We start from the raw sequence: 23,339 nt of genomic DNA, 5'->3' as shown, positions 1-23,339 counted from the left end.
GGGCCTGTTCTTGAAAGGGTTACACCAGGTCGGTGGCGGGCAATAACGACAAGGCGCGCGCCGTGTCGATCAGCTTGCTCATCTTCCATTGCTGCAGCAGCACGCCGGGACCGAAATCGCGCGAACCGCCGATGGCTTCGGCCGCGATCTGTATCTGCGCGCCTTCTTCCAGCAGCAGGATGAATTCGGCCAGCTTCAGCAAGCCCTGCTTGCCCCACACGGTGGCGCCGCCGTTCGCCTCCAGGATGGCAGTGGCATGCGTATTGCGCGCGATTTCGCCGAGGATGAAATCGACTTCCGGCTGGCGGCGGTCGATATAGATGGGAATTTCGCGGATCAGCTGAAAGCGCTGCACGGGCACGTAGCGGATCGGCAACGTGCGGTGCGTCTGCGCCCACGCGCCCAAGGACGGCGAGTGGACGTGCGAGATAGACGTGACCTCGGGCCGTTCGCGGAACAGTTTTAAGTAACGCGCGCCGCCGTTGTTCGCGTCACCCACGATCACCGTGCCATCGAGCGCCAGCACGGCCGCCTTCAATGGCTGGCCGCGGCGGAACGGGCCCGGATCGTTGACCACCACGACCTTGTCGCCGCCAGGGGTGCGCTCGACAAAGCCCACCGTGCCGTTGGCCGTCAGGCTGCCAGTCTCGCGCAAGCCATCGAAGGCGATCTGCGCATCGCGCCGCACCTGCTCGACGAAGGCCAGTTCGGCCGCCGTCAACTCCTGTGCCTGTACTTGTTGTGCTTCCGCTTGTGCCACATCCGTCATGTCATGCTCCATTTGCTTGGGGTTGGAATACGGGTCAGTCATGCCTCTACTTTTGCAAGACGCGTGCCAGCGCCAGGGCCGGGGAAATGGTGGAGCGCTGCTGCCTGCGCAACAGCCGCTGCTGGCGTGGCAGCAGTGGCGTGCGCACGCGCTGTCGGCAAGCCAGCAAGCGGCGCGGGCACGTTTCCTGCACGGCTCAAGGCTTCACCCACCACCAAGGAATCCCATGACTACCGCACCATCTTCCGCTGTCGATACCGTCTGGTTCACCCGCTGCCCCGTGCCCACGGCCACGGGCCTGGCCTACAAACTGGGTTGGCTGGACGAAGAATTCGCCCGCGACGGCATCACCTTGAAAACCCTGCAGGAAGTGGGCGGCGAACTGGCGCGCCACCATTACGACCACGGCCTGTCCACGCTCGTGCGCGAAGGCGGCAACCTGCTGGCCCTGCCCGCGCGCGCGCAAGGGGCGCCCACGCGCCTGATCGGCCTGACGTGGATCGATGAATGGCAAGCCATCCTCGTGCGCCCCGGTTCCGGCATCACGACGCCGGCGCAGCTGCAGGGCAAGCGTCTGGCGCTGCCCGTCTTCCGCGCCGAGGACTTGCGCGAAAACCGGCGCGGGCGCAGCATCGCGCGCGGCATGAGCCTGGCCGGCTACAAGGGCGTGCTGGCGTCGACCGGCCTCACGCTCGATGATGTACGGCTGGTGGAAGTGGGAGCCGACGCCCAGGCATCGGCCAATCTGGGCGCGGGACTGTGGCAAGGCATCGCGCCGCTGCTGCGCGGCGAAGTCGATGCCGTCTACGTGAAAGGCGCGGCGGCGGCCGAGGCGGCCCGCGCGGCGGGACTGGAAGTGGGGATCGACATCGACGCCCTGCCGGACCGGCGCTTCCGCGTGAACAACGGCACGCCGCGCCCGATCACCGTACATGAAACCATGCTGGAACAGCATTTCGAGCTGGTCGTGCGCTTTTTGACGCAGACGCTGCGCGCCGCGCACTGGGCCCGCAGCCACCAGGCCGACGTGCTGGCCATCCTGCAGGGCGAAACGCGGGCCGGCGCCGGCGCCGTGGCCGAAGCTTATCGGGACGGTTTTCATCTGACCCTGGCGCCCGACCTGTCCGATGAAAAGGTGGCGCTGTTCCGCCAGCAGAAGGATTTTCAGCTGCAGCACGGTTTTCTTGACCGCGACGTGGATATCGAGAGTTGGATCGACCGGCGGCCGCTGGAGGAAGCGCAGCGGCGGCTGGAGGCGCTGCTGAGGGTGGCGGCCTAGTTTGGTGTTGTCGGCTTACACTGCGCTAAGCCGACCTACCGCTGCGCCAGGCCGGCCATTTTTACATCAATCAATCGCCATCAGAACTGGATCGTGTAGGACGCCCCCACCGTGCGGCCCTGGCCGATGATGACGGTGTCGCCGTTGACGGCGCCCGGCACGAAGCTGGTCAAGGTGTGGTTGCGGTAGACCTTGTCGGCCAGGTTGTTCGCATACGCCGTGATGCGGTGCTTGCCGCCCGGGAGCACATACGACAGGCGCGCATTGGCCAGCGCGAAGCCGCCCTGGTTCAGCAGGTCGCGCGCGGCGTTTTGCGGGTCGACATAATAGTACTGCTTCGACGTGTAGCGTACGTCGCCGCTGAAGACCAGCTGCGCGCCATTGCCCAGCGGGTAGCGGTAATCGGCCGCCAGCAAGGCCGTCACGTGGGGCGAGCGCACGAATTCATTGCCGGAGCGGTCGCCGCCATTGTTCTGGATGGCGAAATCGTCGAATTCCGTGCGCAGCAGGCCGATATTGGCGTTGATGTGCAAGTTGTCCGTCGGCTGCGCCTCGATCTCGAATTCCGCGCCATTCACGTGGGCCTTGCGCACGTTCTGCAGGTAATTGACGCTTTGCGTGGGGTCGCCGTTGTACACGCCCGTGATATTGACCTGCACGTTCTTGTAGTCATAGTGAAAAACGTTGGCGTTGAAATTCAAACGCCCGTCCAGCCATTCCGACTTGATGCCCGCCTCGAACGAGTTCAGGGTTTCCGGCTTGACCGTGTTCAGGGCCCTCACGTCCGTGGCGCTCGTGTTGTAGCCGCCCGACTTGATGCCGTGTGCGTATTTCAGGTAGCCGCGCAAGGTGCGGCTGAAGCGGTATTCGGGTGTCACGTCGTAGGTCAGCGCGTTCCACGTGGTCGAAGGATTCGACGTGAAGTTATTGTTGGCCACCGAGGCGGCTGCGTAATTGCCGCCGCGGACCGTGTTCCACCAGCTGGCCGCATCGCCAAACGTCACCGTGTTCGATGCGGCCTGCACGCGCTGCAAGTCCAGGTCCTTGGTTTCCGTCGTCCAGCGCAAGCCGAACGTGGACAGGAACTGTTCGCTGAAGTTGACGGTCGTGCTGCCGAAGATGGCCGCGCTGCGCGCCTTGTGCTGGTAGATGGTGCGGTTGTAGCCGACAGGCTGGGTGCTGCCCGCCAGCGCCGGCACGGTGCCGTTGGGCAGGCGCGCGCCGGCCGAATCGGAATCGATCTTTTCATTGAAGTAGAACAGGCCCGCCACCCAGCTCACGGCGCCGTTTTGCGGCGACGTCAGGCGCAGCTCCTGCGACACTTGCCGGCTGCTGGCCTTCGAGCGGCTGCGGCCCACTTCCAGCGGCGTGTTGTCGCTGTCGCCCGTCGCTTCGTTCCTGAAATTTTCATAGCCGGTGATCGACGTCAATGTCAGCTCGCCCAGCGCATATTCCAGGTTCAGCTGCGCGCCGCCCTGTTTCACGTCGCTGTCGGCCGGTGCGTTCGTGCTCACGTCATCGGGACTGGTGCTGGGGATGTAGCCATTGCGGTACACGCCATTGGCGCCATAGCTGGCCACCGTCGTCGTGGCGCCCTTGGTCGTGTAGTCGCGGTAATGCAGGTTCAGGTTCGCCGTCAGGTCGCGCCCGATCAGGGCCTTGAGCTGGCCGCGGATGGCGCTGTCCTTGAGTTTTCCATCGCGCTCGCCCGTAAACTGGTTGTGGAAGCGGCCCTTGTCCTGCTGCTCCGTGTGGAAAGACAAACGCCCCGCCAGCACCTCGTCGACCAGCGCGCCGCCAATGGCGCCTTCGGCCAGCTTGGTGTCGTAGCTGCTGTAGTCAAGCTTGGCGTAGCCACTGGACTTGAACGAAGGCTTGCGCGAAATGACGTTGATGGCGCCGCCCGTCGTGTTCTTGCCCCACAAGGTGCCTTGCGGGCCGCGCAGCACTTCCACCCGGTCCAGGTCGAACAGGGGAAAGCCCGTGGCGCTGGAATTGCTGATGTAGACGTCGTCGAGGTAAAAGCCGACGGGATTCGGGAAATCGATCTGCTGCTGGCCCGCGCCGACGCCGCGTATCCACCAGCGGGGGCGGCCATGCTGCTGCGTGCCGGCCGAGGCGTTCGGCACGTAGTTGAGGATTTCGCTGGCCGAGCGGCCGATGCCCGTGTCGAGCAGCTCCTTGCCACCGAGGACTGTGATCGCGCTCGGCACCTTCTGCGCCGATTCCTCGCGCTTCTGCGCGGTCACCGTCACCGATTGCAGGGAGGCGCCCTCGCCCCCGCCGTTCGCGTCGGCCGCGGCAATGGCATCGGCGCCGGGCGCTTCGGCATGGGCCATGCTGGAAGCGAGCATCAGGCCGCCGATGGCGAAGGCCGAGCGCAGCGCGCGGCGCACCGGCGTCAAATGAAAGGGGAAAGAAGAAACGGCGGCGGGGGCAGTCGAACGGCGCATGGGTAATTATCCTTGAGTAAAGTCAAAACGCGAGATGGTGATGACCTGTATTGCAAGGCGCATGCCCGCTGCCGCAGCGCAGCAAAATCGTGCTCAAGTGATTGATTTCAAAGGAAGACTATCATCATGATAGTGCTGTTGATTTGGCAGCAGCGGCGCTGCCGCGTGCTGCCTGCGCGACAGCAGGCGGTGACGCTGCTGTCGCGCCAACAGGGAAAGGATCAGGCAGCGCGCAAGAGTGCCGACGTGTGTCCGCGCACGAGCGGCAGCACTTCCTCGCCCACCCGGTACGCTTCTTCCAGGTGCGGCGTGCTGGCCAGGATGAAGGCGTCGGCACCCAGCTGCACCAGTTCGTCGAGGCGTTCGGCCACCTGCTGGTAGCTGCCGACGATGCCCTGCGTCTGCCCGCCGCGCAGCAAGTTGAAGCCGGACCAGATGTTCGGCGCCGTGATCAAGTCCTTATAGCTGTTCAGGGTCGTCGGGCGGTTGCCCCGCTGGCGCGCCGCGCCCACGGAATCGCCGCCATCGGCGCCGAGGAACTGGCGCAGGGTGGCGGGGTCCACGGCGTCAAAACCCTTGCGCACTTCGTCCCACGCTTCTTCTTCCGTGGCGCGGGCCACGATGTCGACGCGCACGGCGCATTTGATCTTGCGGCCCAAGAGCGCCGTCTTTTCATGCACGCGGGCGAATTTCTCGCGCAGCTGCTCGAACGGTTCCAGCCACGTCAGGTAGTAATCGGCATGCTTGGAAGCGGAACCGAGGGCCGCGTCGGATGAGCCGGAAAAATAAATCTCGGGGAAATCCTGCTCCGACAGCGGTGTGGCCAGGCCCGCGTCTTCCACCTGATAGAACTTGCCCTGGTAGGAAAACGGCCCGCCGCGCCACACGCCGCGCACCACGTCGAGAAATTCCGTCGTGCGCGTGTAGCGGTCGTCGTGACCGGCCGAATCGCCCCACCACAGCTGCGCCGGACCGCCTCCGCCCGTGATCACGTTGTACAGGGCGCGGCCGCCCGTAGCCCGCTGCAGGCTGGCCGTCATGCGCGCGGCCACCACGGGATTCAAAAAACCGGGCTGGAACGGGATCATGAAGCGGAAGGTGCTCGTCTCGCGCGCCAGCAGCGCGGAAATGGCCCACGGTTCATCCGTCATGGGGAAAGACGGAATCAAACCGCCCTGGAAGCCCGACAGCTCGGCCGCGCGGGCGATCTCCGCCAGATAGTCGATATACGTAAAACCGTCGGCGCCGCCGCCACCGAGGCCGGCCTGGCGCAGGTTGTCATTGCCGGGAAACCAGTCGCCGCGAAACGGCGTGCGGGCGCGGTGCGAACTCGGTTCGCCATGCGTGGGGATGCGCCAGAAAAAATCGATTGCCATGTAGTGGTACTCCTTCAAATTAGGGGATTCAGGCCGCTTGCCGTTGCGTGTTCAAAGCCACCCGCACCAGCGGCAGCACGTGTTCGCCGATACGGTAGGCTTCCTCGAAATGGGGGATGGCGGCCAGCACGAAGCTAGAGATTCCCGCCTGCGCGTAGGCCTCGAGCGCAGCGCTGACCTGTGCATAGCTGCCGACCAGGGCGCCACGGGCGCCCGTCTGCGCTTGCGCAAAGCCTGGCCAGAAGGCTGCGGCACCGGCATCGAATGGCGCATCGTCAGGCAGTCCTGCCCCGCTGCGGTAGCGGCGCGCATCGCGCAGTGCTTCCTCGGACGTTTCGCGGGCCAGCACGTCGATGCGCACGCCTGCCGCCACCGTGCGGCCCAGCTGGCGCGCCTGCGCTTGCAGGCTGGCGATAGCCGGCTGCAAATCCGCGAGCGGCGCCGCATCGAACACGTGCACGTCGGCCTGGCGCGCCGACAGGGCCAGCGCCTCCGGGCTGTCCCCATTCAGGTAGATGGTGTTAATGGGATGGTTCGCCAGCGGCCCCTTGAAGCCGCCGTCCTGCACCTCGAAGAACTTGCCCTTGAAGTTGAACGGTGATGTGCTTTGCACGCCGCGCGCCACCGTGATGAATTCATCGATGCGCGGCAAGATATCCGCGTCCGGCACTGCGTCGCCCTGGCGCCGGCGCGCTGCCGCATCGCCGCCGTGGCCGATCTGCCAGGCGAAACGCCCGCCCGTAAAGCGCTGGAAGCTGACGGCGTTCTTCGCCGCATACACGGCCGAACCCCAGGCCGCGTCGAATTCGGCGATCAGTTTCAGATGCCGCGTGCTGCGCGCCAAATACCCCGCGACGATCCAGCTTTCATCACCCTGCGTATCGTGGCGTATCTGGATGCCGTCGAAGCCGGAAAGGTCGGCCGCGCGGGCGATCTGGTGCAGGTAATCGAAATAATTGAAGGGCGGACGCACGCCGCGCGGGTCACTCACGCCCGCCTGTAAGGGACTGGGCGCGCCAGCGGCTCGCTCGCCCCGGCGAGAAATGCCGGGCGCCGCGTAACGGCCATCGCCGCTGGTGGGCAATTGCCAGATGAATTCGATGGTCATGCATGGACTCCTGTCGTGGGTCAAAGAAAAGGTCGCGGCGCATCGTGCGTGGCGATCTGCCCTTCCCTCCTCGCAGAAAACATGCCATGCGCTGGCTACCCATCGGCGCCCGAAACTGCTGCTTGCGCAGCAATCGGCTGCAGCCACGGCAGCAATGTGTTGCGCGCGCAGCAGCCATGAAAAAAGCCGGAGCCGCATCACTGCGGGTCCGGCTCCGGGAAGTCCATCGAGCGCCTAGTCGATGGCGCCCGCCTTTTTCAAAAAGGTGCGCAAGATGTTGCGGCTCAGGTTCAAGTGCCTGGCCGTGCGTACCTGGTTGCGCTCGTTGCGCTCCCACGCGGCGCGCACCAGTTCCTGCTGCATGGCTTCGAACTCCACGGCTTCGCCCGAGTCGAGCAAGGCTTGCCAGGCGCGGGCAAAACGCTCGGCGGCCAACAAGTCGTCCTGGCCGGCCGCGCCATGGGCCGCATACGCGATATCGGCGCCGCCGGCCCACGCATCTGGAACAGGTACAGAGACAGGTGCGGCGGCAGGCGCGCGGTGCCAGCCAGACAAACTCAAGTCCTCGTCCCGCACGACGCCGCTGCGGCAGACGAGCAGCGCGCGGTGGATGACATTTTCCAGTTCGCGGATATTGCCCGGCCATGGATAAGCGAGCAAGGCCTGCTGCGCATCGGGGCCCAGTTCCACCTCGCCCAGGTGCAATCGCTGCGCATAGATGGCCATAAAATGGCGCGTCAGCGGCATGATGTCGCCCGGACGCTCGCGCAAGGGGCGCAGCGGCAGGCCGATCACCTGCAGCCGGTAATACAGGTCTTCGCGGAAGCGCCCTGCCCGCACGGCTTCGGCCAGGTCCACGTTGGTGGCCGCGATCAGGCGCACGTCGATGGGGATGGCGCGCCGCGCGCCCAGGCGCACCACTTCGCGCTCCTGCAGCACGCGCAGCAGCTTGACCTGCATCGCCAGCGGCAAGTCGCCGATTTCATCGAGGAACAGGGTGCCCCCGCTGGCCGTCTCGAACCAGCCCGGCTTGCCCTGCTGCGCGCCCGTAAACGCGCCTTTTTCATAGCCAAACAGCTCGCTCTCGACGAGGGTTTCGGAAAACGCGCCGCAGTTGATCGCCACAAAGGTCTGTTCGGCGCGCCCGCTCAAGCCGTGCACGTGGCGCGCGATCAGTTCTTTTCCCGTCCCCGTTTCGCCCGTGATCAGCACCGTCGCCTCGCTGGGGGCGATACGTTCGATCAGTTCGTGCAACTGGCGCGAACGGGGATCGGCAAAGACAAAGGCCGTGGCGCGCACCAGCAAGCTCATTTGCTGCGGGTCGCGGAAGGCGACCAGCGCCTCGCTGTCGCCGTCACCGCCGGCGCCACGGGCAAGGTGGGCGCTGCGCGCGAAATCGCTGCTGAAATTGTGGGCTAAGAGTTCCATGGGCCGACTATACCGCGCTCCATCTCCCGGCGTGAACGAATGGTGCCGCGCTTGCTTATCCAGATTTTGCATATGCGGGGCGTGGGCCCGAACCTTGCTGTGGCAACGAAGCAGGCAATGTGGCCTGCCCGGCAACCCGCACACGCTGGCGCGGGCCGCTTGAGCGCCGTTTGACTATGCCTGGTCGGGATCGAAATGCTTGCGCAAGCCTTGCCAGCACTCGAAATAGTCATTCTGCAGCAGTTCGCCGTTCAAGGCGAATGGCGTCGGCTTGAGGATGGTGCGCGTCTCGAACATGAAGGCCATGGTATCGGCCACCTTCACGGGCGTGCTCGTGTCGCTGTGCGAGGCCTTTTCAAACGTCTGCGCATCGGGACCGTGGCCGGACATACAGTTGTGCAGGCTGGCGCCGCCCGGCACGAAACCGGCCGCCTTGGCGTCGTACACGCCGTGGATCAGGCCCATGAATTCGCTGGCCACGTTGCGGTGGAACCAGGGCGGCCGGAACGTATGTTCGGCCGCCAGCCAGCGCGGCGGGAAGATGGCGAAGTCGATCGCGCCCAGCAGCGGATTTTCGCTCGGTGCCTGCAGCACGAGGAAGATCGACGGGTCGGGATGATCGTAGCTGATCGAGCCGATGACGTTAAACCGGCGCAAATCGTATTTGTAGGGCGCGTAATTGCCATGCCAGGCCACCACGTCCAGCGGCGAATGGTCGAGGGTCGTGCGCCACAGATGGCCGCCGAACTTGGCCACCAGTTCGCACTCGCCATCGATGTCTTCGTAGGCCGCGTGCGGCGTGAGGAAGTCGCGGCTGTTGGCCAGGCCGTTCGAGCCGATGGGGCCCATGTCCGGCAGCCGGAAGGCCGTGCCGAAGTTTTCGCAGACATAGCCGCGCGCCGCGCCGTCGGGCAGGGTCACGCGGAAGCGCACGCCGCGCGGGATCACGGCGATTTCCTGCGGTTCCAGCTCGATCAAGCCCAGTTCCGTGGCGATGGCCAGCCGGCCTTCCTGCGGCACGACCAGCAATTCGCCATCGGCCGAATAGAAAAAGCGCTGCATGGAACGGTTGGCCGCATACACGTGGATGGCGCAGCCGCTCATCGTTTCGGCGCTGCCATTGCCGGCCATCGTTTGCCAGCCGTCGATGAAGTCCGTTGGCGTCGCGCTGTCGGGCAGCGACAGCGGATCCCAGCGCAGCTGGTTCGGTGGCGTGGGCGGCATGGCGTGGAAATCGCTGACGATGCGGGTGTTTTCCACCAAGGTGAATGGCGGATGCTGGCTGGCGGGACGAATGCGGTACAGCCAGGAGCGCCGGTTCTGTGCGCGCGGCGCCGTGAAGGCCGTGCCCGAAAGTTGCTCAGCATACAGCCCCAGCGGCGCCTGCTGCGGCGAATTCTGCCCTTGCGGCAAGGCGCCGGCGATGGCTTCCGTGGCAAATTCGTTGCCGAAGCCGCTCTGGTAGCCGGCGCCTATCATGCGCGCTCCGCCAGGCCGTCGGCCGCGTCGCGCAGCAAGCCCTGCACCACGTCAGCCTTGCCGATGGCGCCCATGGCCAGCAAGGCAAAGCGGGCCAGGAACAGGGGCGAGCGCTGTTCGCCCAGGCCGCCCATGGTGTGGCATAGCTCGGTGTAAAGATTGTCCAGTTCGATGTCGGTCATGCTATCTCCTTAATAACTTTTACTGACCCGCTGCGCAAAGTGCTGGGGTCAGACCCGGCGGGGGTGCACGCCCCAATGGGGCGCGTACCGCTCCCGAAGGGACTGACCCCGGATTTAGCCAGCGCTGCTGCCACCTGCTCCGCCTGCACTTGCCGCCAGCGCCCCAGCACATGCCCATCCGGCCGCACGAGGTAAAAACTGCCTGGCAAGGCATCGAACAGCGGGAATACCTGCGCCGTGTGGTCCCACGCGTCCCCTTGCGCCCCGCTACGGGCGATCGCCACGGTCGTCAAGGGCAATGTATCGCACAGCGCCAGCAGTTCGGCAGGCATGGCGCCATCGTCGCTGAAATACAGGCCCGTAAAATCGCCATCGGCGCGGTTCACCAAATCGGTAATATACCGCGCTTTCTGCCCGCCGTTGTGCAGCAGCGCCAGCGGACACTCGGGCAAGACCGAGCCTGGTGCGGGACCGGCGGAAAACACATCCGAATCGAACACATTCACGGCCGACTGCGCATACGCGATGGCGCTCGTCTGGCGCGGGTTGATCAAGGAGCGCACGTGCGCGTGCTTGCCCGCCAGGCCCAGCACGGCTGTGCGCATGAGATCGAAGGCGAACGTGGGCGGCGCCATGAATTCCGTGCTTTTCGTGCCGTGGCGCAGGTTTTCATGGGCGGCGTACACGCGTTCGTCCGAATAGCTGTCGAGCAAGGCCTGCGGCGCCTGGCCCTTGACCACGTAGGCCAGCTTCCAGGCCAGGTTATCCGCATCATCGATGCCGGAATTGGCTCCGCGCACGCCAAAGATGGGCACCAAATGGGCCGCATCGCCCGCGAACAGCACGGGGCCGTGCCGGTATTTTTCCAGGGTCAGTGCATTGGCTTTATAGATGGTGATCCACACGGGATGCCACGGCGCGGTTTCTCCCATCATGGCCAGCAGGCTGTCCACGCGGGGCGCCACGTTTTCCAGCAGCACGGCCGCCTGCGCATCCTCGTCGTCGCGCAATTGATAGTCGATGCGCCAGATATCGTCGGGCTGCTTGTGCACGAGCACGGTCGAACCGGGATTCGATGGCGGGTCGAAATATGCGAGCCGCTCCGTCGGGCGCTCGCTCCTCAGGTGGATATCGACGATCACATAGCGCCCTTCATAGCTGGTGCCCTGCAATTTCAGGCCCAGCGCCTCGCGCACGACACTGCGCCCGCCATCGGCCGCCACCAGCCAGTCCGTGTCGATCCGGTAAGTGTCGTCGGGCGTGGCCACCGTGACCGTGGCGCCATCGGCGCGCCGATCCACGCCAGTGACCCGCGTTTGCCAGCGGATATCGATCAGCTCCGGCAGGCGTTCGGCCGCATCGAGCAGGAATTGCTCGATATGGTATTGCGCCAGGTTGACCATGGGCGGCAGCTTCTGGTTCGCGTCTTGCGGCATCGTGAAGTGCAGCACTTCCTCGTCGCGGTAAAAACTGCGCCCACCGGCCCACGGCAATCCTTTGCTGATAAAGCCGTCGAGCGCGCCCAGGCGTTCGATGATTTCCAGGCTGCGCCGCGAGATGCAGATGGCGCGGCTGCCCGTGCAGACGCCATCGTCCGCTTCGATCAGCACACTGCGTACGCCGTGGCGGGCCAGGCCCAGCGCCGTGGCCAGGCCGACGGGGCCGCCGCCGACGATCAGGACAGGAACGTGCTGGATGCCAGTGCCCGCCGGCTTGCCGGGCGGATACACCTTCGGCACATGGGGATAAGGGTGGAACATGTCGCTCATGATAGGTCCTCTTCAATCAAGATTGTTCTTTGCCGCCACGGGCGATGGGCAGGGTCAGCACGATGGCCGCGCCCGCCACCAGCAGCACGCTGGCGTACAGCAAGCCCGTGGCAAAGCTGTGCGTGAAATCCTTCAGCCAGCCCACGACGACGGGATTCAGGGCCGAGCCGATATTGCCCGTCGCATTGATGACGGCGATGCCGATGGCGCGCGCCCCCAGGCTCAGGGCACGGTCCGGCGTGGTCCAGAAGACGGACATGGCCGTGTACGCGCCCGTCGATGCCATGCATACGCCCAGCAACTGCACGATGGGATTGGCCGAATACGCCGTGAAGAGCCAGCCGGCGGCCGACAGCAGCATGGGCCAGACGATGTGCCAGCGGCGTTCCTGCAAGCGGTCCGAGCGGCGGCCCCAGGCAATCATGCCGATGACGGTGCATACTTGCGGAATGGCGGCCAGCAGACCGATCTGCGTGTTGCTGGCATTGCTGTTAAAACTTTTCACGATCAGCGGTGTCCACACGGCCACCATGGCCAAAGTATTCACCAGGCAAAAATAAGCGACGCCGAATTTCAATACCGTGGGCGACAGCATTTCCGCCAGCACCGAGGTGTTCTGCCGCAGCGCCACCGGTTTGTGCTCGGCCGCCAGCATGCGCTCCAGCACCTGCTGTTCCAGCTTGCTCAGCCAGTTCGCCCTGTTGGGCGAGTCGTCGAGGTAACCATACACGGCCAGCCCCAGGAATACGGATGGCATGCCTTCGAGCAAGAACAGCCATTGCCAGCCCTTCAAGCCCCAGTGACCGTCGAGCCCCAGGATCAGGCCCGACAAGGCCGAACCGATGGCGGCCGTGACGGGCATGGCGATCATGAACAGGGCATTGGCGCGCGCCCGGTAGGCGCTGGGAAACCAGTACGTCAGGTACAGCAGCATGCCGGGCAGAAAGCCAGCCTCCGTCACGCCCACTAAAAAGCGCAGCGCATACAGGCTGACAGGGCCGCTGGCGAACAGGGTCGCCGTCGAGGCCAGCCCCCACGCGATCATCATGCTGCCTATCCATTTACGCGCGCCGATGCGCGCCAGCATGATGTTGCTGGGAATGCTGCAGGCGATGTAGGCGATGTAAAACAGGGTGGTGGCAAAGCCGAACTGGGTGCCGGACAGGCCCAGGTCTTGCATCATCGTCAGGCCGGCGAAGCCGATATTGATGCGGTCAAGAAAGGAAAACACGAACAGCAGGAACAGAAATCCCAGCAGATGGCGCGATACCTTGCGCATCACCTGCTGTTCCAGTTGGACGGCGGCCGCGTCGAGAACGGGCGCAGTGGCGGGGGTGGCCGCTTTGGCGAGGGGCATGCTTGTCTCCATAAGGTGTCGCCCTCCCCTTGTTATTGTTCTTGGGTGAGAGCGGCCGGGTGATCCCGGCTTGAAACACAGTATGCAGACGGCGATGCCGCCGGCTGTCCCCATTTTGGGGACATTTTGCGGCCAAAACAGTCAGAAAGGCGGAGCCATTGCTACATCGAAGGAACTAGACAGGCGCTGGCGCCATGCACAGGGCGAACAACTGGCGCTGGCTGGAAATGCCCAGGCGTTTATAGGCGCGCTTCTGGTAAGTCGTCACGCTGGACGGCTGCACGCCCATGATCTCGGCGATTTCCACGGCCGTGAGACCTTCGAGCACGCAGCGCAGCACATCGAGTTCACGCTTGCTCAAGGCCGGGCAATGTTGGCGCAGCCTTGCCAGCATCATGGGCGCGACGCCTTGCGTATTCTGGCCGTTCAGGCTGTAGTGATGCTTGACGGCATGGGCAAACAGCGGTGACAGGGTTTCGATGCCGGCCACTTCACCGGCCTGGAACTGGCCCTGGCTGCTGTCGCGGTAGAAATTGACGGATAGCCAGATATCGCCGGCCGGCTGCACCAGCAGGGATAGCCGGTCCGACACATTCGGTTTTTGATAGCAGGCGGCGCGGTAGCCGGGATGGTCGATCTCGTCGCTGGCCTGCTGGTGCAGCACGATGGAGGGATCGATTTTCCGCCCCGGCGCCGGCGCGATCACGCGCTGGTTGCCGTCGAGCGCGTAGTAATGGCGCGCGTAGCTGTCGGCAATATCTTGCAGGAACCGTCCGCCGCGCCGGTCAGCCACTGCGACAGTCCGTGGCCGGTTGCCGAATTCATAGGCAAAGATCGTGCACTGGGCAATCGGCGCGACCGTGCTGACCGTCTTCAGGATAGCCCCGGCGACCGCATTCACGTCGGCATGGCCGAGGGCAGCCATCAGCTCCAGGGTACGCCCGAAGTCCAGCTGCCCTTCCGCCTGCCGCCGTTCGACGCGCCAGTAACGCATATCTGCGTCCTTACTGCCCGCGCTGCGGCAAGACCCAGTCCGGCCGGATGTAATGGCAGGTGTAGCCGTGCGGCAAGCGCTGCAGGTAATCCTGGTGCTCGGGTTCCGCTTCCCAGAACGGGCCGGCCGGCGCCACTTCCGTCACCACCTTGCCGGGCCACAGGCCGGAAGCGTCGACGTCGCGGATGGTGTCTTCGGCTACCCTTTTTTGCTCGTCGTTCGTGTAATAGATGGCTGAACGGTAGCTCGTGCCGCGGTCATTGCCCTGACGGTTTTCCGTGCTGGGATCGTGGATCTGGAAGAAGAATTCCAGGATCTTGCGGTAGCTGATGGTGTTCGGGTCGAAAATGATCTCGATCGCTTCCGCATGCGTGCCATGGTTGCGGTAGGTGGCGTTGGCCACGTCGCCGCCGCTGTAGCCCACACGCGTGGCGATCACGCCCGGATAGCGGCGCAGCAAGTCTTGCACGCCCCAGAAGCAGCCGCCGGCCAGGATGGCCGTTTCATTGTCTTGTGCCATGGTGTCTTTCCCGTTCTAGTCAGAAGCAGCTATCTTACTCTGTCGCGCGACTTTCTTCAGCGGGCCAGCAAGCGTTTGAGCTGCGCCGCCTGATAGGCGCCGATGGCGTCGTTGAACAGGCAGCGGATCAGCGGGTCGTCGACGATGTCGGCTTCCGCCAGTTCCGCCCGCGCTTCAGCATCGAAAGGCCCATCGTTGATGCGCATGTACATCGACGTCAGCGATTCGCCGAGCACCAGCGCCGCATGGCATTTCACCAGCGGCACTTCGGTGGTCCAGCCGGGCACCTCGTCCGTCTCCGGCACGAGGTCGATCAAGTCGCCGTGCGTGCGGTAATGGAGCACGGTGGCCGCGCCGTCATGGCCATACAGCGACAGCCGCCACAAACGCGGTTGCTGGAAGTAGCTGTCCTCAGGCAGCTCCATGTCACGGTAGCGTTCAAGCAAACCGTTGTGGCAGAAATCGAGCACCAGCGCCGCATCGGCATCGCTCAAGGGCGCGAAACGGCGCGCGATGTCCGCCGTGGCGGGCGGCGGCGCCTCGGGACGGTAGTCGAAATCCACGTCTTGCGGCCCCACGGGGATGACCCAGGGCAGCGGCGTGGCTGGCGTCACGCCGTGCGCGTCGAGCAGCACCGAGGTGGACGGATCAAGGCGGAAGATGTGCGCCTCGGGCAGCGCGGCGCCGATTTCATCGGCAAAGCGGCGGTAGGTAATCGGGAACATCGCGTGGTTGTACCAGGACCAGTCTTCCTGCACGAACTGGCAAGAGCTGGGCACGATGTACCGTGGCGCCAGCGCGCGCAGCTGCGGCACCCAGTCGTCGGGAAGCTCGACGGGGCCAGGCTGCGCTTGCGACGGCGCGATGACGGCGATCTCGCGCATGGTCTGGAATGGCCACAGCACCATGTCCCACGGCGCAAAGGCGGCCAGCTGTTCAAGCGTCTCGGGGCCGATCCAGGAATCGACGACGTTCAGCACGTTCAGCCCGTCCGCGCGCACCTGGAACAGCGAGTCGACATCGTCGTCCAGCGCTCGACGCGGGATCACCTCGATGGCACCCACCCGCACCGGCACGTCGACGTGCAGGCGCCGCACCTGTGTAAAACCCAGCGCGCGGATCATGGCGAACAGTTCGTCGAAGACGCAGTACAGGTAGATGGGCGTCGCGCGGTCGAGCACATCGAGGCTGTCGAGCGAGCAATGGTCGTCGTGGAAGTGCGAGATGAAGACGGCATCCCAGCGCAGCCGGCGCACGGCATCGAGGTCGAGGCGCACGGGCGGAAACGCGTGGCAGTTGCGGCTGAACGGATTTTCGACGATAGGATCGAAGGCGATGGCCGTGCCTTCGCATTCGAAGACATAGCCGGCGTGCAGGATGCGGGAGATTTTCAGGGGCATGGGAGGCGGGGAATGCAGAAAGAACCCCAACAGCGTAAATGCTGGGGTCAGACCCGCCGGGTCTGACCCCGGGATTTGCTTTCGGGGTGAGAAAAACGCCGGGTATGCTCAATACGGATTATTCAGCACATCCATCGCAAAATACGTAAAGATCATGTCCGCGCCCGCGCGCTTGATGGCGCCCAGGGTTTCCTGCACCACGCGGCGCTCGTCGATGGCGCCGGCTTGCGCGGCGAACTTGATCATCGCGTATTCTCCGCTGACCTGGTAGGCGCCAATCGGCAAGCGCGTCACTTCGCGCAGGTCGCGGATGATGTCCAGGTAGGCGCCTGCCGGTTTGACCATCAGCGCATCGGCGCCTTCGGCTTCGTCGATCAGGGACTCGCGCACGGCTTCGCGGCGGTTCATCGGGTCCATCTGGTAGGTCTTGCGGTCGCCCTTCAGGGTGCTGCCGGCCGCGTCGCGGAACGGGCCGTACAGGCCGGAGGCGAACTTGGTCGAATACGCCATCACGGGCGTGTCGTGGAAACCGGCCGCGTCGAGCGCGCTACGGATCGCCGCCACCTGGCCATCCATGGCGGCCGATGGCGCGATGATATCGGCGCCCGCCTGGGCCGCGATGACGGCTTGCTTGCCCAGGTTGAGCACCGTGCTGTCATTGTCGACCGTGTCGCCATGCAGGATGCCGCAATGGCCGTGGTCCGTGTATTCACAGAAGCAGGTGTCGGACATCACCACCATTTCCGGCACGGCGTCCTTGATGATGCGCGACATGCGCGCCACCAGGCCGTCCGGGTTCAGGGTGTCCGTGCCGTGGCTGTCCTTGTGGTGCGAAATGCCGAAGGTCATGACGGAGCGCAGGCCGGCGCGCGCGTAGCGCTCCACTTCCTGCGCCAGCTTCGCTTCAGGAATGCGGCGCACGCCGGGCATGGACTTGATGTCGATGAAATCGCTGCTGCCTTCGTCGACGAAGATCGGCAGGACCAGGTCGCGCGGATTGATCTCGGTTTCGCGGAACAGCTCGCGCAGTTGCGGGGTCGCGCGCAGGCGGCGCATGCGCGAAGTGGGGAATTGTGCTGGCATGGGGTGACTGGCTTCAGGTTAACAACGCCGGTAAGTATACGCCGATCGCGCCGCTTGCGCCGGACCGCCCGGCAAAAAAGCCGCACAGGTCAAAAAACCCGCCCCGCTCCGTCATTGCGCGTGCAGCAGGGCCGCCACTTGCCAGCGCATGTCGGCCGCCAGTTGCACCAGCATGGCGCCGCGCCGGCGCGCATCCGCCCGCTTTTTCGACGGCACCAAGGCCAGGTCTGGCATCCGGCAGGGGCCGCATGGCAGGCGGAAATTGCCGTCGCTGGCGGGCTGCGCATGCAGTTCACGCCACGCCAGGTCGTAGTCACACGAGATATGGCGGCGCCGGCGCCAGTTCAGCGCGATGCGGTTGGCGTTGCTGACCAGTTCCAGATGGCCGCAGCCGAAGAAATCACCGAAGTCACGCAAGGCGGCCACCATCAGGTTTTTCGGCCGGCAGCCATGCAGCGCCCGCGTTGCCTCTTTCACCGCCTGCGCGCCAGCGGGGGAACGCAAGCCCTGCAAGGCGCCCAGCTGGATGACGGCGCCGCCTGGCTGGGGGCGGAACAGGAAACTGGCCAGGTACAGCGGCACGCCGTCGCGCGTCAGGCGCAGGCATAGGTCCCCTTCGCGGTGGCTGTCGCGGATGGCCGTCAGATGCAAGCGGTAGGTGGCGCCATCCTTGCCCTCGATGGCGGCCAGCACCAGCGCGCGCCGCGCCGCGTATTCCACCAGCGGCCGCGCACCCGCCTGCCACAGGAAGCGGTAATGCCCGCGCAGCAGGTCCACCCGCGCCGCGCAGCCGAAATGGCGGTTGGCGTAGGGACGATAGATCTTGTACAGCAGACTGGGATGGGCTTGCGCCAGCGCCGGCAGTCCAGGCGTCGCGGCGATGAACGCTTGCCAGCGCGCGCGCTGCCGGGGAAAGACGATGGCACCCAGCGCGGCCTTGATACGGTGGCCATGCTGGCGCAGTGGCGCCTGCTGTGGCGCGGCGTTGTCGCCGGTGGCGGTAAAAGTATGCATGCGAACGGCTCTATGACGGGTCTGATGAACGGGACACGGCGACGGCCGCAGGCAGCCCGGAACAGGCGGCTGCACGCTGGCAGCCGCTCCACGCCGGGTAGAGCGGATGATAGGGGGAGGTGAAAATGAAGGGGGTTACAAGTTGGTAATGTGCCGATACGCCATGCTAGCGCAGCAGCCGCAATCGCAGGCGCAAGCCCGGCGCCGCATCCTCGATCTCCAGGCTGCCCCCATGCAGGGCCGCGATGGCCGCGACGATGGACAGGCCCAGGCCATTGCCGGGCAAGTGGCGGCTCTTGTCGAGGCGGTAAAAACGCTGCGTCAGCTTCGGCAGTTCTTCCGTTGGCACACCGGGGCCGTTGTCGCGCACGGCCAGCCAGTTGCCCTGCGCATCGCTGCCGGCCGACACTTCCACCGTGGCGCCCGGGCCCGCGTACTTGATGGCATTGTCGACCAGGCTGGCCAGCGCGCTGCCCAGCAGATTGCGGTCGCCGCGCGCCGGCACGCCGTCGCCATACATCTGCACCAGCAACACGCCCTGCTCGTCGGCCGTCGCTTCATACATTTCCACGATATCGGCGCCGATCTGATGCAGGTCGATGTCGTCGAAATTCTCGGGGCGCATGCCCGATTCGGCGGCCGCGATCTGCAGCAGCTTGTCGAACACGCGCGTGAGATCGTCGATGTCGTCGATGGCCGCCTGCGCCGCGCTCTCGTAGCCTGCCACGCCCTGCTGCTGGCGCAAGGCGCCATCGAGCTTGTTGCGGATGCGGCCCAGCGGCGTACGCAAATCGTGCGCGATGGCGTTCGACACGTGGCGCACGCCTTCCATCAGGTGTTCGATGCGGTCGAGCATGCGGTTGATGTCGCGGCTCAGCAAGCCGAATTCATCCTCGCTGGAGACGGGAATGCGCCGGCTCAGGTCTCCCGCCTCGATCTCGCCCGCCGTGCGGCGGATCTGCCCGATGCGCGCCTCGAGCTGGCGGCGGAACAGCCAGGCGCCAGCCACCACCAGAAAGATGGCCGCCCCGCCGCCATAGGCCAGGGAGCGCAGTACCAGCGAGCGGATCGACCTGCCCTCCTCCATGTCGCGCCCGACGAACAGGCGCGCGCCGCCATCGAGGTCGCGGATCAGCATGCGCGCGGGCACCCTGCGTCCTTCGCGCGTGACGTCGCGGTGCAGCAGGTGGCCCACGGGGCTGCCCACGTCGGGCCAGGACGACAGATTGCCCGCCACGCGGCGGCCATCGGCATCCACCAGCAAAAAGATCTCCGTGTCGCTATCGGTGCGGTCGGTGAGCAGATGGGCGATTTCCGCCGTCGTGCGGCTGCTGCCGCCCTGCTCGTACAGCGCGGCGAGGCGCTCCGAGAGCAGGGTCAACTTGCGATCCACGCTGCGATCGAGCACGCCGATGGTGCCGAAATAGAACACGGCGCAGACGATGCTGATCGACACGACCACCAGCACGCCATAGCCGAGCGCCAGGCGGGCCGCGATCGAGCGGTGCAAATTACGCACTGTCGATCACGCCCAGCGTGTAGCCGACGCCGCGCACCGTGTGGATCAGCGGTGGCGAAAATTCCTTGTCCACCTTGGTGCGCAAGCGGCTCACCTGCACGTCGATGACGTTGGTCTGCGGGTCGAAATGGTAATCCCACACGGCTTCGAGCAGCATGGCGCGCGTGACGGACTGGCCCTGGTGGCGCATCAGGTATTCGAGCAGACGAAATTCGCGCGGCTGCAGAGCGATCTGGCGGTTGGCGCGCGTCACGCGCATGGTGCGCATGTCGAGCACCAGGTCGGCCACCTGCAGCTGCGTCGATTCGGGCACGGGCGCGGCGCGGCGCAGCAGCGCTTCGATGCGCGCCAGCAGTTCGTCGATGGCGAACGGCTTCGACAGGTAATCGTCGCCGCCGCTGCGCAGGCCGCGCACGCGCTCGTCGACGCTGGACAGGGCCGACAGCACCAGCACGGGCGTGTTGCGGCCCATGCCGCGCAGGCGCGCGACGATGGCCAGGCCGTCGATCTCGCCGGGCAGCAGGCGGTCGAGCACCAGCGCGTCCCAGTCTTCGCCGCAGGCCAGGCGCATGCCGTCGATGCCATTGCCGCAGGCGGTAACGTCGTGGCCCGCCTCGCGCAGGCCGGCACAGATATAGCGGGAAGTTTCGGCTTCGTCTTCGATGACCAGGCAGCGCACGGGGGATTCCTTGTAAAGATCAGGCAGCAAATAGGCGCAGCATACGCCAGGCGCGCGCCACTTGCCAGCCCCGCCGCGTGCGGCGCGCGATCACAGGGTCGGGTACAATACGGCCTCGACAATGTTTGTTGGCCGCGCCCGCGCGCGCATGTGCCCATATTATGTGCGCATATTTTCGGCGCCTCCCGGCTTGCCGCGGCCTGCAAACCATCACTGCCACTAACGAACATCAGGCGCGCCTGGCGCGCGCCACAAACCGATACAGCCATGAAATCGACCCACTCTCTCGCACTGGCGCTGGCCATGGCCATCACTTGCGGCAGCGCCGCCGCAGCAGATACCAAACAAAGCATGCTGTTCGATGAAATCCCCATCGGCAGCTGGAGCACTTCCGCCGAACTGGGCGCCATCACCACCTCGGGCAACACGGTCGGCACTTCCGTCACGGGCAAGATCGACGCGCGCCAGGAGCTCGATGACTGGAGCAACCAGTACATCTTCAGCGGCTACTTCAAGGAAGACGAAACGACGAACGACGATGGGCAAAAGATCCGCGAACGCTCGGCCGAACGCTTTTCCGCCTCCGCAAAGGCCGCCTACAAGCTGATGGCCGACCATGAAAAACTGTTTGTGCTGGCCTCGCACGTGAACGACAAGTTCGGCGCCTACACCAAGTACTCGACCCTGGCCGTCGGTCATGGCTCGCGCTGGTACCAGTCGACAGACAAAAGCGTCGACGTGGAATTCGGTCCTGGCTATTTCAGCGGCACCAACGACGCGGGTGAGTCGGAACACGGCCTGACGGTGCGCGGTGCGGCCGCAATGAAGTGGAAGATCAGCCAGTCGGCCATGTTCACGCAGACGGTCAGCGTGGAACGGGGCACCTCGAACACCCACTCGATCGCCGAAACGGCCCTCAGCACGAAAATCAACGGCACCATGCAGATGAAGGCCGCCTTCAGCGCCCGCAACGACACGCGCGTGCCGGACGACAAGAAGAACACGGATACGCAAACCTCGCTGACCCTGGTCTACTCGTTCTGACATGCGGGCCACGCTGATGCGGCGCCTGCGCCTGGGCGCCCTGCTGTGCGCGGCGGCGCTGCTGAGCGGCTGCGCCGCCGTCACCGTCAGCTCCATTTCACCGGCCGACTATCTGCAGCAGCGGCGCGGCGACATCCTCACCACGGGCAAACTGAGCGCCTCGGCCAGCGAGGTGCTGCGCATCATCGGCAGCGACATCGCCGCCTGCGAAGCCAATACGGGCAGCTGCCGCGCCGACCTGGCCCGCTCCGAACTGCTCAGCGACGAGCAGCGCCTGGCGACCCTGTCCGAATTGTGGCTGGGAAGCGCGCTGGCGGAAGAAAAACAGGGCGGCCATCCGAGCGCCGAAACGCTGGCCGCATGGCTCGAATCGGCCCGCTACGCGTATGCCTATCTGTTCTACACAACCCGCACGCCGGGCCAGCGCGCCTTCGAGGAACGCCAGACGCAAATCCGCGACTACTACAACTATGCCGTGCAAAAGGCCGTCGGCAATCTGTTCCGCCACCGCGGCGAGTACCGGCCGGACGGCAATGTGATCCGCGTCGCCGGCTGGCAGATCGACAGCGAATTGTCTGCCCTGCGCCTGCCCGACGACGGCACCCTGCCCGACGAACTGCTGCCGGCCACCTCGCTGTCGTTTTCCGGCCTGCGCAATGTGTACCGGCGCGACGGCTTCGGCGCCGACCTCGTGGCCGTCATGCCCAAGCCCCGGGCGCCGAAAGGCGAGTATGTGCCATACCAGGAGACGCGTTTCCCCGTCGTCACGGCGCTGATCCGCTTCGACGGCAACAGCCTGCAGGAGGTATTGGCCACGCAGCAGCTGCTGGTGATGCTGGTCGATCCGACGCGCAGCGAATCGACGCGCATGGCGGGACAGGAACTGCCCGTGGCGGCCAACTTCACGGCCGGCTATGGCCTGTGGCTGGCCCGCTCCGGCTTCGGCGTGCAGGCGCTGCGCACCCTGTTCGGCAGCGCCGACGGCATCTCGCGCCCGCAGGTGCACCTGATGCAACCCTATGACCCGAACAAGCGCACCATCGTCATGCTGCACGGCCTGGCCAGCAGCCCGGAAGCGTGGATCAACGTGGCGAATGAACTGATGGGCGACGAACAGCTGCGCCGCCGCTACCAGATCTGGCAAGTGTACTACCCGAGCAATGCGCCGCTGGCCGCCAACAACGCCGCCATCCGCAAGGCGCTGAACGCGACCCTGGCGCAGTTCGACCCTGCCGCCAAGGCCGACGCGGCCAACGACATGGTCTTGATCGGCCACAGCATGGGCGGCGTACTGGCGCGCTTGATGGTCTCCGACGCCAGCAACACCCTGCTCGACGCCATCACGGAAGAATACAATTTGAAGGGCAAGAAGGCGGAAAAAGTCCGTGCGGGACTGGCCCCCTATCTGAATTTCACGGCCATGCCGCAGGTAAACCGCGCCATCTTCATCGCCGCGCCGCACCGCGGCACTTCGTTCGCCAACCACAAGGTGGCGCGCTGGATCGCCAACCTCGTCACGCTGCCCATCACCATGCTCGACCAGTTGTCCGACGCGGCCGGCAGCCTGGCGCAGCTCGACACGGGCAGCAGCGAGCCGCTACGCATCCCCAACAGCATCGATAACCTCAGCGACAAGGACCCGTTCGTGCGCCTGGTGGCCGACTTGCCCATCAGCCCGAACGTGCGCTACTACTCCATCATGGGCAACGACACGCCGGACCTGCCGCTGGCGGAATCGAGCGACGGCGTCGTGCCCTACGCCAGCGCCCACCTCGACGGCGCGCAGTCGGAAAAAGTCATCCCCTCGTGGCACAGCGTGCAGGAAAGCCCGCAGGCGATCCTGGAGATACGGCGGATTTTGCGGCTGGCGGACAGCCCTTAAACGC

General features: G+C 65.2%; 19 protein-coding genes. 3 read left to right on the top strand and 16 right to left on the bottom strand.

Annotated elements, in window-relative coordinates:
* Window positions 1–19: 19 nt before the first annotated feature.
* A complete protein-coding gene (locus V3C40_RS02970) occupies window positions 20–769 on the bottom strand; it encodes a class II aldolase/adducin family protein (RefSeq protein ID WP_319991487.1) in 750 nt (249 codons plus the stop codon).
* Window positions 770–995: 226 nt separating this feature from the next.
* On the opposite strand from V3C40_RS02970, the gene V3C40_RS02965 reads away from it, so the two are divergent.
* The gene (locus V3C40_RS02965; protein WP_331776459.1) at window positions 996–2,048 is read left to right on the top strand and encodes an ABC transporter substrate-binding protein; all 1,053 of its coding nucleotides are present in this window, start codon (window positions 996–998) and stop codon (window positions 2,046–2,048) included.
* Between the two features lie 80 nt (window positions 2,049–2,128).
* Here the strand turns inward: V3C40_RS02965 and V3C40_RS02960 are convergent, their stop codons facing one another.
* The 15 genes from V3C40_RS02960 to V3C40_RS02890 form a co-directional block, all read right to left on the bottom strand.
* Window positions 2,129–4,501: a TonB-dependent receptor gene (locus V3C40_RS02960; RefSeq protein WP_331776458.1), complete on the bottom strand. Its 2,373-nt coding sequence runs from the start codon at window positions 4,499–4,501 to the stop codon at window positions 2,129–2,131.
* Window positions 4,502–4,722: 221 nt separating this feature from the next.
* Window positions 4,723–5,877, bottom strand: coding sequence for an LLM class flavin-dependent oxidoreductase (locus V3C40_RS02955; protein WP_034755824.1), 1,155 nt, complete (start codon window positions 5,875–5,877; stop codon window positions 4,723–4,725).
* A 28-nt stretch (window positions 5,878–5,905) separates the two neighbouring features.
* Entirely contained in the window at window positions 5,906–6,985 is a 1,080-nt protein-coding gene (locus V3C40_RS02950; protein ID WP_331776457.1) for an LLM class flavin-dependent oxidoreductase, read from the bottom strand.
* A gap of 234 nt (window positions 6,986–7,219) precedes the next feature.
* Entirely contained in the window at window positions 7,220–8,413 is a 1,194-nt protein-coding gene (locus V3C40_RS02945) for a sigma-54 interaction domain-containing protein (RefSeq protein ID WP_442907215.1), read from the bottom strand.
* Between the two features lie 174 nt (window positions 8,414–8,587).
* Window positions 8,588–9,892 (bottom strand): homogentisate 1,2-dioxygenase, encoded by a 1,305-nt coding sequence (hmgA, locus tag V3C40_RS02940; RefSeq protein WP_331776456.1) that lies wholly within the window; start codon window positions 9,890–9,892, stop codon window positions 8,588–8,590.
* On the bottom strand, window positions 9,889–10,074 hold the full coding sequence (locus tag V3C40_RS02935) for a DUF2783 domain-containing protein (protein ID WP_034755818.1): 186 nt from the start codon (window positions 10,072–10,074) through the stop codon (window positions 9,889–9,891). Before V3C40_RS02935 ends, hmgA begins: the two co-directional genes overlap by 4 nt.
* Window positions 10,071–11,843: an FAD-dependent oxidoreductase gene (locus V3C40_RS02930; protein WP_331776455.1), complete on the bottom strand. Its 1,773-nt coding sequence runs from the start codon at window positions 11,841–11,843 to the stop codon at window positions 10,071–10,073. Before V3C40_RS02930 ends, V3C40_RS02935 begins: the two co-directional genes overlap by 4 nt.
* Before the next feature lie 16 nt (window positions 11,844–11,859).
* A complete protein-coding gene (locus tag V3C40_RS02925) occupies window positions 11,860–13,200 on the bottom strand; it encodes an MFS transporter (protein WP_331776454.1) in 1,341 nt (446 codons plus the stop codon).
* A gap of 175 nt (window positions 13,201–13,375) precedes the next feature.
* A complete protein-coding gene (locus V3C40_RS02920; protein ID WP_219328712.1) occupies window positions 13,376–14,194 on the bottom strand; it encodes a helix-turn-helix domain-containing protein in 819 nt (272 codons plus the stop codon).
* Between the two features lie 10 nt (window positions 14,195–14,204).
* Window positions 14,205–14,714, bottom strand: coding sequence for a peptide-methionine (S)-S-oxide reductase MsrA (gene msrA / locus V3C40_RS02915; RefSeq protein WP_331776453.1), 510 nt, complete (start codon window positions 14,712–14,714; stop codon window positions 14,205–14,207).
* Window positions 14,715–14,770: 56 nt separating this feature from the next.
* Window positions 14,771–16,114 (bottom strand): MBL fold metallo-hydrolase, encoded by a 1,344-nt coding sequence (locus V3C40_RS02910; RefSeq protein ID WP_331776452.1) that lies wholly within the window; start codon window positions 16,112–16,114, stop codon window positions 14,771–14,773.
* 108 nt (window positions 16,115–16,222) lie between these two features.
* Window positions 16,223–17,197, bottom strand: a complete 975-nt coding sequence (gene hemB / locus V3C40_RS02905; protein ID WP_035819309.1) for a porphobilinogen synthase — start codon at window positions 17,195–17,197, stop codon at window positions 16,223–16,225.
* 111 nt (window positions 17,198–17,308) lie between these two features.
* A complete protein-coding gene (locus tag V3C40_RS02900) occupies window positions 17,309–18,211 on the bottom strand; it encodes a VirK/YbjX family protein (protein ID WP_331776451.1) in 903 nt (300 codons plus the stop codon).
* A gap of 166 nt (window positions 18,212–18,377) precedes the next feature.
* Window positions 18,378–19,730, bottom strand: coding sequence for a sensor histidine kinase (locus tag V3C40_RS02895; RefSeq protein ID WP_331776450.1), 1,353 nt, complete (start codon window positions 19,728–19,730; stop codon window positions 18,378–18,380).
* Complete coding sequence (locus V3C40_RS02890; protein WP_072453459.1) at window positions 19,723–20,409, bottom strand: winged helix-turn-helix domain-containing protein; 687 nt, start codon at window positions 20,407–20,409, stop codon at window positions 19,723–19,725. Before V3C40_RS02890 ends, V3C40_RS02895 begins: the two co-directional genes overlap by 8 nt.
* A 267-nt stretch (window positions 20,410–20,676) precedes the next feature.
* Here V3C40_RS02890 and V3C40_RS02885 point away from each other — a divergent pair, with 267 nt between their 5' ends.
* Window positions 20,677–21,453, top strand: a complete 777-nt coding sequence (locus V3C40_RS02885; RefSeq protein ID WP_072453458.1) for a DUF481 domain-containing protein — start codon at window positions 20,677–20,679, stop codon at window positions 21,451–21,453.
* Window position 21,454: 1 nt separating this feature from the next.
* Window positions 21,455–23,335: an esterase/lipase family protein gene (locus V3C40_RS02880; protein ID WP_331776449.1), complete on the top strand. Its 1,881-nt coding sequence runs from the start codon at window positions 21,455–21,457 to the stop codon at window positions 23,333–23,335.
* Window positions 23,336–23,339 lie beyond the last annotated feature (4 nt).

Origin of the sequence: Janthinobacterium sp. LS2A, from assembly GCF_036543145.1 — a bacterium.
In the GTDB taxonomy this organism is placed as follows: domain Bacteria; phylum Pseudomonadota; class Gammaproteobacteria; order Burkholderiales; family Burkholderiaceae_D; genus Janthinobacterium; species Janthinobacterium aestuarii.
The sequence above is the reverse complement of the archived record's forward strand: the minus strand, read 5'-3'. Positions and strand labels throughout refer to the sequence as shown.